Source organism: Staphylococcus auricularis, from assembly GCF_001500315.1.
GTDB classification, from domain to species: Bacteria; Bacillota; Bacilli; order Staphylococcales; family Staphylococcaceae; genus Staphylococcus; species Staphylococcus auricularis.
This window is the reverse complement of the sequence record NZ_LLER01000023.1, coordinates 1-17,146: the sequence shown is the minus strand read 5'-3', so window position 1 is coordinate 17,146 and position 17,146 is coordinate 1. Positions and strand designations below refer to the sequence as shown.

The 17,146-nt window shown below is 38.2% G+C and carries 13 protein-coding genes, 3 pseudogenes and 1 riboswitch; of the genes and pseudogenes, 7 read left to right on the top strand and 9 right to left on the bottom strand.

Going from position 1 to position 17,146, the window contains the following annotated elements; translation table 11 throughout:
* The 4 genes and pseudogenes from APS80_RS10315 to APS80_RS10300 all read right to left on the bottom strand — a co-directional run.
* Positions 1-511 (bottom strand): annotated as a pseudogene (locus APS80_RS10315) (alkyl hydroperoxide reductase subunit F); the annotation flags it as partial.
* 14 nt (positions 512-525) lie between these two features.
* Entirely contained in the window at positions 526-1,095 is a 570-nt protein-coding gene (ahpC, locus tag APS80_RS10310; protein ID WP_059108180.1) for an alkyl hydroperoxide reductase subunit C, read from the bottom strand.
* Positions 1,096-1,690: 595 nt separating this feature from the next.
* Positions 1,691-3,685, bottom strand: coding sequence for a catalase (locus APS80_RS10305; protein WP_059108179.1), 1,995 nt, complete (start codon positions 3,683-3,685; stop codon positions 1,691-1,693).
* Positions 3,686-3,804: 119 nt separating this feature from the next.
* Positions 3,805-4,581: a 2-keto-4-pentenoate hydratase gene (locus APS80_RS10300; RefSeq protein WP_059108178.1), complete on the bottom strand. Its 777-nt coding sequence runs from the start codon at positions 4,579-4,581 to the stop codon at positions 3,805-3,807.
* Positions 4,582-4,735: 154 nt separating this feature from the next.
* On the opposite strand from APS80_RS10300, the gene APS80_RS10295 reads away from it, so the two are divergent.
* Together APS80_RS10295 and APS80_RS10290 are read left to right on the top strand one after the other, a co-directional pair.
* Positions 4,736-5,497 carry an NADPH-dependent oxidoreductase gene (locus tag APS80_RS10295; RefSeq protein WP_059108177.1) on the top strand — a complete coding sequence of 254 codons (762 nt, stop codon included), beginning with the start codon at positions 4,736-4,738 and terminating at the stop codon, positions 5,495-5,497.
* A gap of 79 nt (positions 5,498-5,576) precedes the next feature.
* Complete coding sequence (locus APS80_RS10290; protein WP_059108176.1) at positions 5,577-6,149, top strand: hypothetical protein; 573 nt, start codon at positions 5,577-5,579, stop codon at positions 6,147-6,149.
* A gap of 132 nt (positions 6,150-6,281) precedes the next feature.
* On the opposite strand, the gene APS80_RS10285 is transcribed toward APS80_RS10290, so the two are convergent.
* The 4 genes from APS80_RS10285 to APS80_RS10270 form a co-directional block, all read right to left on the bottom strand.
* A complete protein-coding gene (locus APS80_RS10285) occupies positions 6,282-7,676 on the bottom strand; it encodes an L-cystine transporter (protein WP_059108175.1) in 1,395 nt (464 codons plus the stop codon).
* Positions 7,677-7,967: 291 nt separating this feature from the next.
* Positions 7,968-8,921 (bottom strand): hypothetical protein, encoded by a 954-nt coding sequence (locus APS80_RS10280; RefSeq protein WP_059108174.1) that lies wholly within the window; start codon positions 8,919-8,921, stop codon positions 7,968-7,970.
* A 110-nt stretch (positions 8,922-9,031) separates the two neighbouring features.
* On the bottom strand, positions 9,032-9,703 hold the full coding sequence (locus APS80_RS10275; RefSeq protein WP_059108173.1) for a hypothetical protein: 672 nt from the start codon (positions 9,701-9,703) through the stop codon (positions 9,032-9,034).
* A 299-nt stretch (positions 9,704-10,002) separates the two neighbouring features.
* On the bottom strand, positions 10,003-10,428 hold the full coding sequence (locus APS80_RS10270) for a general stress protein (protein ID WP_059108172.1): 426 nt from the start codon (positions 10,426-10,428) through the stop codon (positions 10,003-10,005).
* Positions 10,429-10,665: 237 nt separating this feature from the next.
* A riboswitch (purine riboswitch) is annotated at positions 10,666-10,768 on the top strand.
* A gap of 197 nt (positions 10,769-10,965) precedes the next feature.
* On the opposite strand from APS80_RS10270, the gene xpt reads away from it, so the two are divergent.
* The 4 genes from xpt to guaA are packed head-to-tail and all read left to right on the top strand — an operon-like array spanning position 10,966 to position 15,881.
* Complete coding sequence (gene xpt / locus APS80_RS10265; RefSeq protein ID WP_059108171.1) at positions 10,966-11,547, top strand: xanthine phosphoribosyltransferase; 582 nt, start codon at positions 10,966-10,968, stop codon at positions 11,545-11,547.
* Positions 11,544-12,836, top strand: coding sequence for a xanthine permease PbuX (pbuX, locus tag APS80_RS10260; RefSeq protein WP_059108170.1), 1,293 nt, complete (start codon positions 11,544-11,546; stop codon positions 12,834-12,836). Before xpt ends, pbuX begins: the two co-directional genes overlap by 4 nt.
* 14 nt (positions 12,837-12,850) lie before the next feature.
* Entirely contained in the window at positions 12,851-14,317 is a 1,467-nt protein-coding gene (guaB, locus tag APS80_RS10255; protein WP_059108169.1) for an IMP dehydrogenase, read from the top strand.
* A gap of 22 nt (positions 14,318-14,339) precedes the next feature.
* Positions 14,340-15,881, top strand: a complete 1,542-nt coding sequence (gene guaA / locus APS80_RS10250; RefSeq protein ID WP_059108168.1) for a glutamine-hydrolyzing GMP synthase — start codon at positions 14,340-14,342, stop codon at positions 15,879-15,881.
* Between the two features lie 165 nt (positions 15,882-16,046).
* Here the strand turns inward: guaA and APS80_RS10245 are convergent.
* Positions 16,047-16,949 (bottom strand): annotated as a pseudogene (locus APS80_RS10245) (tyrosine-type recombinase/integrase); the annotation flags it as partial.
* 56 nt (positions 16,950-17,005) lie between these two features.
* On the opposite strand from APS80_RS10245, the pseudogene APS80_RS10665 reads away from it, so the two are divergent.
* Positions 17,006-17,146, top strand: a pseudogene (locus APS80_RS10665) (IS6 family transposase); the annotation flags it as partial.

Genomic DNA, 17,146 nt, shown 5'->3' with positions numbered 1-17,146 from the left:
ATACGGCAGGTACCGCCATAATGTCTTCAGATTCTTCTCTAAAGATAGAGCCGTCAATCATCGTATGCGTAATGTTTGGATTAAGCAAACTCATTAAGTTAAATGCTTGTACGACGTCTGGACATTTTGTACATGTTAAACTTGCGAAAGTTTCAAAGTTGAGAGGTTCATCTAATGCTTTAATTTGATTGATGACCTCTTGATCTTCTTTCGGAGGGCGTCCGCTCACTTGTAAAATCGCAAGTACAAGTGAATTGAACTCGTGGCCCATAGGTATACCAGCAAAGGTAATTCCAGTATCTTCGCCAGGACGATTTACGGTAAAACTTGGTGTACGCTTAAGTTCAGCTTCTTGAACAGTAATACGAGATGAACTGTTCGCAACTTCGTCTAAGAATGTGCGTAACTCATTAGACTTATCGTCATCCCCAAAGCTTGCTTTGAGTTCCACATCGCCTTCCATTAATTGAAGTAACTGTTTCAGTTGAGATTTTAATTCTTCATTAAGCATTTGGAAATGCCTCCTTAGATTTTACCTACTAAATCAAGTCCTGGTTGCAATGTTTCTGAACCTTCTTCCCATTTAGCTGGGCAAACTTCACCTGGATGTTGACGTACATATTGTGCAGCTTTCACTTTGCTGATTAATGAGCTAGCGTCACGGCCGATACCGTCTGCATTGATTTCAGCTGCTTGAACAACACCATCAGGGTCAACGATGAAAGTACCACGTTGAGCTAATCCTTCGTCTTCATCTAATACATCGAAGTTACGAGTGATTGTTTGAGAAGGGTCACCAATCATAGTGTATTGGATTTTGCTGATTGCGTCTGAATGGTCATGCCATGCTTTGTGTACAAAGTGAGTATCAGTAGATACTGAGTAAACATTCACGCCAAGTTCTTGTAATTTATCGTATTGATCTTGTAAGTCTTCTAATTCTGTAGGGCAAACAAATGAGAAGTCTGCTGGATAGAAGATTACGATATTCCAAGAACCTTTTAAGTCCTCGTCAGATATTTCGAAAAATTCATCTTTTTTCGGGTCATAAGCATTTGCTGAGAACGGCAAAATTTCTTTTTTAATTAAAGACATAAAATACATCCTCCTAGAGTGTGTTGATTTTGAATAATATGCAAAAAAGCAGTCAGATTGGTCTAATTGCTTAATTGTAATTATTATAATCTCTCATTCATTATTATCACATGGGGCCATCAATTAGTCAATGGACATCCCTTGCGAATGAAAAATATTGAGATGACAATCATTTGTTAACGCGATAAAGCATAAATACAAACTTTTTACTATTTCAGAACATCCTACCTGTGAAACCATTGTATTGCGCTTAAATATCAATTAGCTTCTTATATTCTCAATGGCGTACGTGCTGCGAGGAAGGTTAACTCTCCATAGTTTAATTATACCCGTTTTAAAAAGAAATAAAGAATATAAAAAAGAGTGAGACAGAATTCTCTTTTCCTAAAGAATTCAATCTCACTCTTTTGTTAAGATAAATAAATTACCGACCGGTGATAATTGTTGCTTAAATGCTCATTGACCTCATGTCGCTTAAATAGACGGCATTCCGGAAGTATGATTTTCGGCAAAACCTTCACAGCTCGTCAAAACTAAAAAGCAGTTTTGCTCGCTGTTTGGATTTGCTCAAATCCTAAACGCTTTCTTCATGACCTTAGCGTTCCCAGTATCTAACTTTTTGGAATGCGTCTACGATTGCATCTGGTTCGTCTGATACTTTCACGCCTGGTGCGTTAAGATCTAGATCTAAGTTTTCGAATAGGTTTGCAGCTTGTTGGTTAAACACAAGTGGTTTTTTGTGTTTGAAGCTGAGTTGTGCAAATTCTTTTGATGGATCTTCAAGTGTTTCGCCATCAGATAATACGATTAAGCTATCGAATAGTGTAGGATGTGCAGTATCAAATGTTTCAGTAACACCGAAGTCTTCGTCGATGTTTTTAGCTTTTGTACCTACGAAAGCGTAGTTAAATTTATTATCTGCAAATGTTTGTGCGTAAGATTTAAGTGTATCTTCTGGAATATCACCATTCACAAGCACTGCCACTGAGTGACCTGGTAATGGACGTTCGAATTTTTCCATTGAGATTTGGCTATCTTTTTTATCATGTTGAACTTCTTCAGTTTCGTCAGTAGGTGCTTCAACACCGATGTTGTCTGCCACACGTTTTGCAAATTCGTGATCTACTTTATTAAGTTGGTTAACTGCGTTTTGTTTAACCATGACGCTTGCACATTTACCAAGTTCGAATGAGAAGCCATCAAGTGTATGTTCGTATTCAGCTTCAGTTAAACTGTTAAGATACAATTTCGGTTGAGTATAGTAGTCTTTGAAGCTTTCACTACGTTTACGGATTTTATGACCTTCTACTTTTTCTTGGAAGTGTTCAAAACCACCATTTTCTCTAGTTGTAGTGTGTGGATCGTTATTGTTTAATGCATTGATATGATAGTTTGTTTGGCCTTCGTGTACTTTTGATTGATGTTGTGCATCGCGTTGATTGTTGTGAACGTCTGCAACAGGTTGGTTGATTGGAATTTGGTTAAAGTTAGGACCACCAAGACGGTGTGCAAGTGTATCAGTGTAAGAGAATAAACGACCTTGTAATAATGGATCGTCTGAGAAGTCGATACCTGGCACGATATTACCTGGATGGAAAGCAGATTGTTCAGTTTCATCAAAGACATTGTCTACGTTTTTGTTCAATGTCATTTTACCAACGATTTGAACTGGGATTTCATCTTCTGGCCAGATTTTAGTTGGGTCTAAAATATCGAAGTCGAAGTCAAATTCTTGTTCTGGACTTAAAATTTGTAATCCAAGTTCGTATTCAGGATAGTCACCTTTATCGATGGATTCATATAAATCTTTACGGTGGAAGTCGATATCTTTACCAGATAATGTTTGTGCTTCATCCCATACGAAAGATTCAAGACCTTGAACAGGTTTCCAGTGGAATTTAACAAAGTGAGATTCGCCTTTACTATTCACTAAACGGAAAGTATGCACGCCGAATCCTTCTAATTGACGGTAGTTTTTAGGAATACCGCGATCACTCATTGCCCAGAAAGCCATGTGTGTTGCTTCTGGATTTTGTGCGAAGAAGTCCCAGAATGTATCGTGTGCTGTACCTGCTTGAGGCATTTCGTTATGTGGTTCAGGTTTTACTGCGTGCACCATGTCTGGGAATTTGATCCCGTCTTGAATGAAGAAGACTGGGAAATCGATACCTACGAGATCATAGTTACCTTCATCTGTGTAGAATTTAGTTGCGAAACCACGTACGTCTCTGACTGTATCTGGAGATCCTTTAGATCCTTGTACGGTAGAGAATCTTACGAATACAGGGGTTGTTTTTTCAGGGTGAGTAAGGAAATCAGCTGATGTATATTCGGATAAATCTTTATAAAGTTGGAATTCGCCGTGTGCACCGAAACCACGTGCGTGTACAACACGTTCAGGAATACGTTCTTGGTCGAAGTGCATGAGTTTTTCTCTCATGTGGAAGTCTTCGAGTAGGCTTGGCCCGCGTTCGCCTACTGTTAGAGTGTTTTCGTCTTCAGTGATTTTTACGCCGTTGTTTGTAGTCATTGATTGGTCTTTACTGTTCGTTTTGTACTGATCAAGTTGCTCTTGCTTTTTGTTTGCCATAATTTTCCCCCTACTTATAATCTAAGTACTTATGCACATTTACTATTCCCAAGTTCATTCCGATTAAAACTTTTATTAAATAATAATGATTAAAATGAGCGCAGAGGGAAAACGATGTTTTATACAAACGTCACGTTGACTTCTCCCACGTGACTAAATTGTGCTTTATATGTTCCTAGAGCTGCTGGGATAGGTGACATAAATGTCCCTGATGAAATAATCTGGCCACGCTGTAACGATTGACCTTGTGTAGCTAATTTTCGCGCGAGCCATTTGATAGCATTGATGGGATTGCCTAATACTTCTGAACCTTCTCCAGATCCCTTATGTGCTTGTTGATGTGTCAGTTCCATTTGGATATCCGCAAATGCTTCGTAGCTCAATGGGTCGACATCTTCACCTACGACAATCAAGCCTGTAGCTGTATTGTCAGCGATAAGATCACTTAAGGTGAAGTTAGGGAACCAGTCAATATAACGTGCGTCAGGCACTTCGATACCTGGTGCGACGTGGACTTTGTTGACGATTTCTTCAACTGATGGATCTTGTGATAGGCGATCACTTAATATAAACATCAGTTCGGGTTCGATGAGTGGTGAAAAACATTTAGACAGTTCAATCGTAGCGCCTGTGTGGTAAACGACATTTTTTAAAATGGTACCGTAAACAGGTTCGTTCGTGTTCGCAATGCTTTGTGTCGCTGCACTCGTCATACTCACTTTATAGCCTGCGACATCTGTTTGTTGCGCTTGCTTAATTTTATCGATGAGTAGTGCTTGTGTGGCATATGCTTCCCCTTCAGTTAAGTCGTAGGATTCGCTGATAAAGTGAGTGGGTTCTAATGTTTGGTATGCTTCGTGTAAGATTGTTGCAATTTCTTCGTTCGCTTTAGCCATAGGAATGGCCCCCTTTGTTTATTATTCTGAAAATTTATATTATTATAATAACTTAAAATTAAAGCGTTTCAAACCTTTTAATATAAAGAAAATAGGGTATATAACATAATAAGAACAATTCTTTGGAGATTTAAGAAGGAGGCACAATAAAATAATGGCTGATTATGTATATAATTTATTAACCAAGCATCATTCTGTCAGAGAATTTAAGGATGAAAAAGTGCCAGAAGATGATGTTAATAAAATGATTGAAGCGGGACAACGCGCCTCAACATCAAACTTTTTACAAACATATTCAATCATTGGCATCGAGGACATTAACGTGAAAGAAGCACTTAAGGAAGTATCCGGACAACCTTATGTTGTTGAAAATGGATACTTATTTATCTTTGTAATGGATTACTATAAACATCTCGTAGCAAGTGAAGATTCAGATGTGGTAGAGGATGTACAAGAAGCCACTGAATCTGCAGAAAGCTTACTTGTCGGAGCAATCGATGTAGGCTTGTTAGCACAAAACATTGCAGCAACAGCGGAAGATATGGGTTACGGTATCGTGTACCTGGGATCATTAAGAAATGATATCGGCCGTATGCGTGACATTTTAGACTTACCGGATCATACCTTCCCACTCTTTGGTATGGCAGTCGGCGTACCAGCTGATTCCGAAGAACAAGCACAAAAACCACGCATGCCAAAAGAACTTATTTTCCATCAAGATCGCTACGATAACGATGTAGATAATAAACGTGAATTATTGAAAACATATGATGAAGCAGTCAGAGATTACTATCAAGAACGTACAGATGGCGATCGAGATGAAACATGGTCTCAACAAGTGACGAACTTTTTAAGCGGTAAACATCGTCTTGATATGTTAGATCAATTAAATAAAGCTGGATTTATTAGAAAATAGTCGCGGCATCTCATACAAAACAAGATTCATTTTTAAGGCAGCCCCATAGAATCAAAGAGAAGGAGGGAGGGGTAAAGCAATGTTTGGCGACTTTATAAAAGGAAAAAAGCGTAGCACTGGGAAGCAAAAAGAAGCCGTAGATAAAAACGCCAATAAAAAGATAACGCCGCAAGAACTGAGTGACTATTGGAAACACTTCGCCAAAAAAGTGATTACTTGTTGTATGTATGCTGTAGAACATACAGCAGAACGGATCTTTATCTTAATGTCATTTGATGAACGACAACCTTCGATTGATATCTTTTACCAAATTAATGGTGAACTCAAATTGTGGGCAGATTTAGACAATGCCCAATATGTTCAAAACATCCAAAAAGATGTTATTCCTTATACAGAAAAATTCGTGAAACAAGTGAATCGTGTCTATGACCGTGCAGGATGTTGTCGCTTGGCTTATGGACAAATTCAATATGAGTTTGAAACACAAATGTTTTATACACACCGTGTTTCATCGTCAAGCATTGAAGCACATTTAGATAAGAGTGCAGCCTTGATGATCTGGTTTGATGATGTTCAAAAAGAAGTCAGACACTTGCCTGTCGATAGTAAACAACAAATTACATGGGGACCATTCAGATTGAGATATACTTAAAGTGAAAGATGCGTCGATTGAAATAGATGTTCATGAGTAGATATGCATACGATAGATACGTTTAATAGATTTTAACGCAATAAAAAGGCTCGGACAATGTGATGATGTCCGAGCCGCTTTTTTTATGTTGTATTAATTTTGTTCTGTAGTTAAATCTCCAACTTTATTGGAATTATAAGCGTCTTTATCTAAGTGACCAGTTAATTTAGAAGTTCCGACACCTGCAAGGATTGAGTCGTTCACATTTAATGCGGTACGACCCATGTCGATTAGCGGTTCAACTGAAATGAGTACACCTGCTAATGCAACTGGTAAGTTCAATGTTGAAAGCACGATGATTGATGCGAATGTGGCACCACCACCGACACCGGCAACACCGAGTGAACTAATGATAACGACACCAAGTAATGTCACGATGAATTGTAAGTCAATATCTACACCAGCGACTGGGGCAACCATGATTGCGAGCATCGCAGGATAGATACCGGCACAACCGTTTTGACCGATTGAAAGTCCGAATGATGCAGAGAAGTTTGCGATACCATCCGGTACACCGAGACGACTTTTTTGTGTTTGAATATTGAGTGGTAAAGCACCTGCACTTGAGCGTGAAGTGAATGAGAAGAGTAGCACTTCACCTGTTTTCTTAATAAATGTAAGTGGGTTGAGACCAATACCACTGATGATGAGTAAGTGAATGATATACATAATAATGATTGCGACATAAGACGCAATGACAAATTCACCTAATGTCCAAATCGCTCCGAAATCACTTGTCGCGATCGTATTCGCCATGATTGCTAAGATACCATAGGGTGTTAAACGTAATACGAATGTCACGACTGACATCACAAGTTCGTATATTGCGTCGACTGCGCGTTTAACTAATGAACCTGTTTCTGGTTTTTTACGCATAACTCTTAAGAATGCGAAACCGATGAATCCAGCAAAAATAACGACCGCAATGGTTGATGTTTCACGTTGACCAGTGAAATCTAAGAACGGGTTCGCTGGGAGTAGTTCTAATATTTGTTGTGGTAACGTATTCGCTGTCATTTCTTTAGCTTGACTTGCGATTTCTGCACTACGTGATTGTTCTTCTTGTCCGATATGAATAGAAGAAGCATCTAAGCCAAAGAGTAATGATACGACGATACCGATGATTGCGGCAATCGCTACTGTACCCATCAAGAATAAGAAGATTGAAATCGCGATGCTCGCGAATTTCTCTCCGACTTTAATTTTAGTAAATGCTGATACAATTGAAATAAAGATTAATGGCATGACGATCATTTGTAGTAATGCGACATAGCCATCACCCACGATATTAAACCAGTCAGATGTTGTCTCTATAATATTTGAGTCTGCGCCATAGATTAAATGGAGGACAACACCAAATAGAATACCGATACCGAGGGCGGTAAACACACGTTTAGGGAAAGAGACGTGTTTTTTTGCCATAATAAATAAACCGATGATGAAAGCAACTAACACAAGTACATTAATAACCGTTAAAAATGTTCCCACTACTTTTACCCTCCAATTAAGTATAATTAATGGTGCTAATTCCGATATATATAATAGGATATTAGTAATTACAACATAATACAAGGGAATTATTGGATTTGTCAATAATTAGATTTGTTAAAAATAACTATTGTATAGGAAAGAAGTAGGAGATATAAAAACAAAAAACTAAGGTACATCATTTTGTACCTTAGTTTTTATGATGATTTATTAAATTTAAAATTATCATCAAGCGATACTTAGATAAGCGCCGCATCGATGAATGATGGCAATTTATAACGGAAACGACCATTAAAGATTAAATAATCGAGCAAAGAATCCTTTTTTCTGTTGAGGTTCTGATTTACCAAGCGGTGAAGATTGTTGTTGTGATTGGCTTTCACTTTCACTTGTAGCAGTTGAATCTTGAGATGATGATTCACTTTCTGATTCAGATTGTGAAGTTGATGTTGAGGTTTCAAACGTATCCTCTTGAACGGTTTCACTACTTGTTTCAGATTGCTCAACATTGGATGGTGCTTCTGATTGAGATGTAGAAGCCGTTTCAGATTGTGCTGTTTCTGTTTCAGAAGTTTCCGTCGCATTGGCTGCTGACGTTTCAACTGCTTGAGTTGTTTGAGTTGTTGCAGGCTCAGGCTGTGCAATAGTTGTTACAGTTTGCGCAAGTTTGGCTTGTTCTTCTTGTAATGATTTCGTTTCATCCATAGTAGACTGTGCGAGTTCAGCTTGTTGTTGCTGAGCAGTTTGCATTTCATCTTGGGCAGCTTTAATTGAATCTGTAGACGTTTGCAATGTTTGTAGCGATTCTGCATTGGCGTCTAATTTTGTAGCTAGTTGTTGTTGCATTTCAGTTAATTCATGTTGTTGCTGACTAACTTGAGATAGAATTTGATTCAAACGTTCACGGTCTTCACGGAGTTGTTGAATTTCTGTATGTAACGCTTCTACTAATTCCATGACATTTTGATCAGTAGGTAAGTGGGCTTCTTCATCTTTAACCAATACTTGAAGGAAATCTTTTTCTTGTTCAAGTTCATCGAATGCTAAGTCATAGCTATTGGTTTGTTTGACTTTATCCGCTATATCTTGAAATAGTTCGATATCTTCTTCTTGGAAGTTTGTTGCTTCACGACCACGGTATTCAGTCTTATTTAAATGATAGCCGCGTTCTTCTAAATGTTGAACAATTTTACGCACTTGTTTTTCACTTAGTTCAACACGTTGGGCAAATTCTTTAGTTAACATAGATATTATCCTTTCGCTCAATTTTTTACACTGACGGGTGTCTTAGGTAAGGCAAACGTCAGTCTGACCTCTATGCTAGTTTACCCCCTTTACCCACTGATTTCAAGTGTTCACGTTGTCGATTTGTGTAAGCCCATCTCTTCTAAAATAGGGTAGATGACTGAGCGCGGGATTCGATTCGCGAAAACGTATTTTAAGATATAATTTGATTTTACACTGGTACCGTAGATGTCTTTAGTTAGTTCGATGTTAGATTTTATATATAAATCCATTGGCATATTATTTCGCTCACCATGTAAGGGTGGTAAGCGGTAATCGATATCTGTTTGTTTTTCGAAACCATGTTGACGTAAGAATAATCGACGTTGCTTGAGCACTTCCTCTTCTTCAGGCGTTGTAGAAAGAGGGGCTTGAGGGACTTCGAACATGATGAAATTAACATCTCGATCATGCGTATATTGCGCGAGTTCATTGATTTTTAATTCGATTTGTTCGAGCGTTAAACTGATGATGTCATCGTGGTCCTCTCTGTCAGAAGCGATTAAATAGATGAGAAAGGCTGAGTGCGTCGTCGCTTCATAATGGGCTGTAGCTAGACTTACGACAGTATTGTCTTCTATTCCAACGAGAAAGACATAATCATCTTTCGTATGTTTATTTTCCAGTGATTGTACGAAGGTTTGTTCATCTTCTAATAAAGCGATATCGAGCTTCCCATCATAAAGTGATAAAGCTTCTTTAAACAAAGGGTCGTCTGAAGTTTTCACAACTTTAAATTCCATGTAGCATTCCCCCTAAGGCAGCAATATTGAGCAATCTATAATACAAAGTATTTGAGTTAAATGGTAAGCTATTTTGCTTTTAAAGCCAACTGTTTATTTATGAAATCGCTGACAGTTAAAGTATAAATAACATTAATGTGAAATATGCTTTGTGACCCAGATTTATACCTGGCGTGTGCAAAGAAGGCTGGGAAACAATAATCCCAGCCTGATAAAATAATATTCAATTTGTGTGGGCCACAAAAGAATTGCAAATATTTCCCTTTAAAAGTTAGAAGTTTAATTTGGATTACTTTTGTTTAAGACTTTGGCCCTTTCGATTCGCGAGCTGTATGATCTTCTGGTTGATCGTAAGAAATTGTGTCTTCATCGTAGGCAGCGTTCACGTGTTCGACTTCGTCATGAGAACTATCATCGAGACCAGAAATAAGTACGTAATTGCCATCGAGGATTGCTTGTTTGTATTTTTCTTTTTCTTCGTCTTCTAAATCATACTGACAGAAGATAGCTTCTTCTGCATCTTCACCAGTGAGCACACGTGAAACCGTATCGCTGAAAGTACCGCTTGTTACAGTGATTGAAATTTCAGAGTCAGTGAGTTCGTCCATATGTAGTTTGTGTTTGCTCACTACACGTAATTCATAGCTTTCATAGCCTTGCTCTTTTTTGTTGTTGATTTCATTGAGTAGTTCATCAGTACTACTTACAATTGTAAATTGAGACATGTAAAACCCCTCCACATCATAAATCATAGTCGTTCGTTTTTTATTCTATTTACCCTAATTGATAATAAATAAAACGATTCTAAATTAATTATATAACTTTAATAATTCGCTGACAAACAGTATCTTGATGTAGGGTTTAGCGCTTTCATTTGTTTTCAAACACGCGTGACAAAAGGGCTGAAGCGTACAATTTATCATTTTCTATATATTGAAAATCGCGCAAAAGTTTGCTATTATCAATAATAATCTAATCAAGCTCATATAAACTAAAGAATATGGCTTTAGGAGTTTCTACCACGTCGCCGTTAACGATGTGACTATGAGTGAGTGATTTACAACATAGTAGCGCCTGTTCAGCTATTTTATAGGACAGATATGAATGCTTTGAGTTAATGAAGCTTCACTTCTTTCTATATTCGTAACACGGGAACATAGAGAAGGGACACGCTGCACTGTATTTACATTCACCCATCATTTCTGAAACTTTGAAAGAGTTTTGGAAATTTTTTTATATCAAAAATGAGGAGGATTATTGGAGTGGAATTGTTGGAACAGAAAGTGAAGAATGACGGTGTAGTGATAGATGAGTCTATTTTAAAAGTAGACGGCTTTTTAAATCATCAAATTGATGCAACGTTAATGCACGAAGTAGGGCGCACATTTTATGAACAGTTTAAAGATGAAGGTGTAACTAAGATTTTTACAATTGAAGCTTCAGGTATCGCACCAGCTATCATGACTGCTTTGTATTTTGATGTGCCTTGTTTATTTGCGAAAAAAGCCAAACCGAGCACATTGACAGAAGGCGTATATCAAACAGATATTCATTCATTTACGAAGAACAAAACAAGCACGGTAACTGTTTCTAAAGAATTCTTGGATGAAAATGACCGCGTGTTAATCATCGATGACTTCTTAGCAAATGGCGATGCATCCTTGGGACTCAATGACATTGTGTCTCAAGCTAAAGCGCAAACGGTCGGTGTAGGCATCGTAGTAGAGAAAAGCTTCCAACCCGGTCGTAAACGCATTGAAGAAGCAGGACTCAACGTGTCTTCATTATGTAAGGTCGCTTCACTTGTAGGTAACCAAGTGACCCTAGTAGGAGAACAAGAATGAAGACATTTTTACTCAGTGTTCAACATTTATTAGCGATGTATGCAGGTGCGATCCTTGTTCCTATCATCGTAGGGACAAGCCTCAAGTTCTCACCTGAAGAGATTGCATTTCTTGTTACAGTAGACATTTTTATGTGTGGGGTAGCGACCCTGTTACAAGTTTGGAAAGGGACCGGGACTGGCTTACCTATCGTATTAGGTTGTACATTCACAGCTGTCGCTCCAATGATTCTGATCGGACAAACGAAAGGACTCGGCGTACTTTACGGTTCACTCTTTCTCGCAGGGATATTAGTTGTGCTCATCGCTCCTTTCTTCTCTCATCTCGTTAAATACTTCCCTCCTGTTGTCACAGGCAGTGTTGTGACGATCATAGGGATTAACTTAATGCCGGTCGCTATGAATTACATGGCTGGCGGAGAGGACGCTAAGGATTACGGAGATGGTAAAAATATTCTGCTTGGTCTTGCGACGTTAGTAATCATCTTAGTACTGCAACGATTTACGACAGGCTTTATGAATTCTATCGCTATTTTAATCGGTCTTATTATGGGTGCGATATTAGCTTCATTCGTTGGCGTTGTAGATGTTAACCAAGTCGGAGATGCGAAGTGGTTTGCCTTACCACAACCGTTTAGATTCTCTGGATTTAGTTTTGACTTAGGTGCGACGCTCGTCTTCTTCATCGTCGCGATTGTCAGTCTGATTGAATCTACCGGTGTCTACCATGCGTTGAGTGAGATTACAGGTAGAAAGATGGAGCGTAAAGATTTTAGAAAAGGTTATACAGCGGAAGGTCTTGCTATAGTACTCGGCTCTATCTTCAATGCCTTTCCTTACACCGCATACTCACAAAACGTAGGGCTTGTATCACTTTCAGGAGCGAAAAAGAATAACGTCATTTATGGCATGGTCATCTTACTTCTGATTTGTGGATGTATTCCAAAACTCGGTGCCTTAGCCAACATGATTCCATTACCTGTTTTGGGTGGTGCGATGATTGCAATGTTTGGTATGGTAATGGCATACGGGGTAAGTATTTTAGGCAAAAGTGATTTTAACAATCAAAACAATCTGTTAATCATTGCGATTGCAGTCGGTCTCGGTGCTGGTATCAATGCTGTACCTGAAGCATTTCAAGCACTTGGAGATCAATTCGCGTGGGTCACTCAAAACGGTATCGTTATTGGTACAGTGGCTGCGATTGTATTAAACTTCTTCTTTAATGGTAAGCAACAGGCACAAAGTCAGGTCGATCAAGTTGAAGAAACAAAAATTGAGCAAAAATAATGGAGGTTTTTAATATGTGGGAAAGCAAATTTAAAAAAGAAGCATTAACGTTTGATGATGTATTACTTATTCCAGCAGCATCTGATGTACTACCACATGAAGTGGACTTAAGTGTGGAACTTTCTGATAAAGTTAAATTAAACATTCCAGTCCTTTCATCTGGTATGGATACAGTAACAGAAGCAGAAATGGCGATCGCTATGGCACGCCAAGGTGGACTCGGTGTTATTCATAAAAACATGAGCATCGAAGGTCAAGCCGACGAAGTTCAAAAAGTAAAACGCTCTGAAAATGGCGTCATTACAAATCCATTCTTCTTAACCCCAGAAGAAAAAGTTTATGAAGCAGAAGCATTGATGAGTAAATACAGAATTTCTGGTGTACCAATCGTAAATAACGGTGAAGAACGTAAATTCATCGGTATCATTACAAACCGTGATTTACGCTTTATCGAAGACTTCGGTATTCAAATTTCTGAAGTGATGACTAAAGATAACTTAGTTACTGCGCCTGTTGGTACCACTTTAGAAAAAGCTGAAAAATTATTACAAGAACACAAAATTGAAAAACTTCCTATTGTAGAAGATGGTCGTCTCGAAGGCCTTATCACAATTAAAGATATTGAAAAAGTCCTAGAATTCCCAAATGCGGCAAAAGATGAAGAAGGACGTTTACTTGTTGCTGCAGCTATCGGTATTGCTAAAGATACAGATACACGTGCGGATAAATTAGTTGAAGCGGGTGTAGACGTGTTAGTCATCGATACAGCGCACGGTCACTCTAAAGGTGTACTCGATCAAGTTGAACACATCAAAGCGAAATACCCACATATTACAGTCGTTGCAGGTAACGTAGCCACTGCAGAAGGTACAAAAGCATTAATCGAAGCAGGTGCTGACGTTGTTAAAGTTGGTATCGGACCTGGTTCTATTTGTACAACACGTGTCGTTGCAGGTGTTGGTGTACCACAAATCACTGCTGTTTACGATTGTGCGACTGAAGCACGTAAACATGGTAAAGCAATTATCGCTGATGGTGGTATTAAATTCTCAGGTGACATTATCAAAGCGCTCGCAGCTGGGGGTCATGCTGTCATGCTAGGTAGCTTATTAGCAGGTACTGAAGAAAGTCCAGGAGAAATCGAAGTATTCCAAGGTAGACAATATAAAGTATACCGCGGTATGGGCTCACTAGGTGCGATGGAAAGTGGTTCAAACGACCGTTATTTCCAAGAAGACAAAACACCTCAAAAATTTGTGCCTGAAGGTATCGAAGGACGTATCGCATATAAAGGGTCACTACAAAGTAACATCTATCAATTAATGGGCGGTGTTCGTGCAGGTATGGGCTACACAGGTTCTCCTGACTTGAAAACACTTCGTGAAGAAGCACAATTTACAAAAATGGGACCTGCCGGCTTAGCAGAAAGTCACCCTCACGATGTACAAATTACTAAAGAATCACCGAACTATTCATTCTAAAGTAAAAGGAGATTAATGCATAATGGAAATCGCAAAGGAACAAGAACTGATTCTTGTACTCGATTTTGGTAGCCAATACAACCAACTCATTACACGTCGCATTAGAGAAATGGGCGTTTATAGTGAACTACACGACCATGAAATGTCTATTGATGAAATTAAACGCATGAATCCTAAAGGCATTATTCTTTCTGGTGGTCCAAATTCTGTTTATGAAGAAGATTCATTTACCATTGATCCAGAAATTTATAACTTAGGTGTACCTGTACTCGGTATTTGTTACGGCATGCAGCTGACAACTAAATTACTCGGTGGCAGTGTTGAACGTGCAAATGAAAGAGAATACGGTAAAGCGACAATCAATGCGAAATCTGACGAATTATTCTTCGGTTTACCAGAAGAACAAACGGTTTGGATGAGCCATTCAGATAAAGTGATCGAAATACCAGAAGGTTTCGAAGTCATCGCTGATAGTCCAAGCACAAACTATGCAGCGATAGAAGATAAATCACGTCGTATCTACGGTGTTCAATTCCATCCAGAAGTTCGTCATACGGAATATGGTAATGACTTGTTACGTAACTTCGTTCGCCGCGTATGTAAATGTACAGGCGAATGGACTATGGAAAACTTTATCGATTTAGAAATCGAAAAAATCCGTGAAAAAGTAGGAAATCGCAAAGTACTTTGTGCGATGAGTGGCGGTGTCGATTCATCAGTAGTGGCAGTGTTACTACACAAAGCGATTGGTGATCAACTCACATGTATCTTTGTAGACCACGGCTTATTGCGTAAAGGTGAAGACGACATGGTTATGGAACAATTTGGTGAAGGCTTCAATATGAACATCATCCGTGTTAATGCCAAAGATCGTTTTATGAAAAAATTAGAAGGCGTTTCTGATCCAGAACAAAAACGTAAAATCATTGGTAATGAATTTGTTTACGTATTCGATGATGAAGCGGCTAAATTAAAAGACGTTGATTATCTTGCACAAGGTACGTTGTACACAGACGTGATTGAATCTGGTACAAAAACCGCACAAACAATTAAATCACATCACAATGTAGGCGGCTTACCAGAAGACATGGAATTCGAACTGATCGAACCGATTAATACGTTATTTAAAGATGAAGTACGTGAATTGGGTATTGAACTCGGTATTCCAGAGCACCTGGTTTGGAGACAGCCGTTCCCAGGACCCGGACTTGGTATCCGTGTATTAGGTGAAATTACTGAAGATAAATTAGAAATTGTACGTGAATCTGATGCGATTTTACGCGAAGTGATTCGAGAAGAAGGACTTGAACGTGAAATTTGGCAATACTTCACTGTATTACCAGGTATCCAATCCGTAGGTGTCATGGGTGACTATCGTACGTACGATCATACAGTAGGTATCCGTGCAGTCACTTCTATTGATGGTATGACGAGTGACTTTGCCCGCATCGATTGGGAAGTATTACAAAAAATATCAAACCGCATCGTTAATGAGGTCGATCACGTAAACCGCGTTGTCTATGATGTGACTTCTAAACCACCAAGTACGATTGAATGGGAATAGAATATAAAAATGACAAAACCCTTTAACCGCAATGGTTAGAGGGTTGTTTTTATAATTCGTAAATTCGAAAAAGGGCATATAAAGGGCATGATGTGGAAGTTTTTGAATTTATGTATAAAAGAAGAGATAATCATCAGTGGTTTTAGGATTTTTTATACATAGTTTTTAACTCCTTATCTTCTCCAATTTATTCATCATATCTTTATCCATTTGCTCAGTAACATGACTATATATCTGTAATGTGGTTTTATGGTCTGTATGACCCACGCGTTCCATAATTGCACGCAGTGAAACACCTAATTGCGATAGTAATGAGATATGGCTATGACGCATGGTGTGACTTGTCACATGCTTTTCTATTCCTATATTTTGAGCAGCTATTTGTATGTTCCTATTAATTGATGTAAGAGGTAAAGGGTTGCCTCTATGACTTGTGAATATAAAGCCCCTATCCACATACATAATTTCCCATTGAACAGCTTTCTTATTTTCTAACATAACCCTACGTAAAATGTCACAACTTCTAGTAGTTAAAGATATAGTACGATAAGATGACGCTGTTTTTGTGGTATCTTTGAAACCAACTTTGTTACCATCTTTGCGCCAGTGTATAGTGCCGTCAATAACAAGCTTCTTATTTTCAAAATCAATATTATCAGGTTGAATTGCTAGTAGTTCGCCAATACGCATACCATTTAATACTTGAAATTCAACTATGTAAGCAGTAAACAAGTATGACCTTTTCATATAGCTAGCACGCTTTTTATTCGCTATACGATTTAATTCTTCAACGATAGCCAGAACTTCAGCCATTTCTAAATAATTTTCACGTTTAGCTATAACTTCTTCTCTTGTAGTCGCTTTTTTAGGCATAACAACATCATCTATGTATGATATATCAGTGATGTTATATTTCTTTTAAGCGTAACGGAGTATATTTTTGATGATACTTAAATCATCTTTAACTAATTTATGACTTAGTCCATCTTTTAACGAGGAGTTAATTAAATCTTGTATAACATCAGCATTCATATTTTCAACAAGAATATCTTTGTCTATGTTTCTTTTGGTTCTGTTGCAAAGTTGAATTTATAGTATAATTTTAACAAAAAGGAGTCTTCTGTATGAACTATTTCAGATATAAACAATTTAACAAAGATGTTATCACTGTAGCCGTTGGCTACTATCTAAGATATGCATTGAGTTATCGTGATATATCTGAAATATTAAGGGAACGTGGTGTAAACGTTCATCATTCAACGGTC

What these genes read in the sequence shown, in the direction of transcription:
- ahpC (WP_059108180.1), bottom strand. Translation starts at nt 1,095, where the DNA reads ATGTCTTTAATTAAAAAAGAAATTTTGCCGTTCTCAGCAAATGCTTAT.
- APS80_RS10305 (WP_059108179.1), bottom strand. Translation starts at nt 3,685, where the DNA reads ATGGCAAACAAAAAGCAAGAGCAACTTGATCAGTACAAAACGAACAGT.
- APS80_RS10300 (WP_059108178.1), bottom strand. Translation starts at nt 4,581, where the DNA reads ATGGCTAAAGCGAACGAAGAAATTGCAACAATCTTACACGAAGCATAC.
- APS80_RS10295 (WP_059108177.1), top strand. Translation starts at nt 4,736, where the DNA reads ATGGCTGATTATGTATATAATTTATTAACCAAGCATCATTCTGTCAGA.
- APS80_RS10290 (WP_059108176.1), top strand. Translation starts at nt 5,577, where the DNA reads ATGTTTGGCGACTTTATAAAAGGAAAAAAGCGTAGCACTGGGAAGCAA.
- APS80_RS10280 (WP_059108174.1), bottom strand. Translation starts at nt 8,921, where the DNA reads ATGTTAACTAAAGAATTTGCCCAACGTGTTGAACTAAGTGAAAAACAA.
- APS80_RS10275 (WP_059108173.1), bottom strand. Translation starts at nt 9,703, where the DNA reads ATGGAATTTAAAGTTGTGAAAACTTCAGACGACCCTTTGTTTAAAGAA.
- APS80_RS10270 (WP_059108172.1), bottom strand. Translation starts at nt 10,428, where the DNA reads ATGTCTCAATTTACAATTGTAAGTAGTACTGATGAACTACTCAATGAA.
- pbuX (WP_059108170.1), top strand. Translation starts at nt 11,544, where the DNA reads ATGAAGACATTTTTACTCAGTGTTCAACATTTATTAGCGATGTATGCA.
- guaB (WP_059108169.1), top strand. Translation starts at nt 12,851, where the DNA reads ATGTGGGAAAGCAAATTTAAAAAAGAAGCATTAACGTTTGATGATGTA.
- guaA (WP_059108168.1), top strand. Translation starts at nt 14,340, where the DNA reads ATGGAAATCGCAAAGGAACAAGAACTGATTCTTGTACTCGATTTTGGT.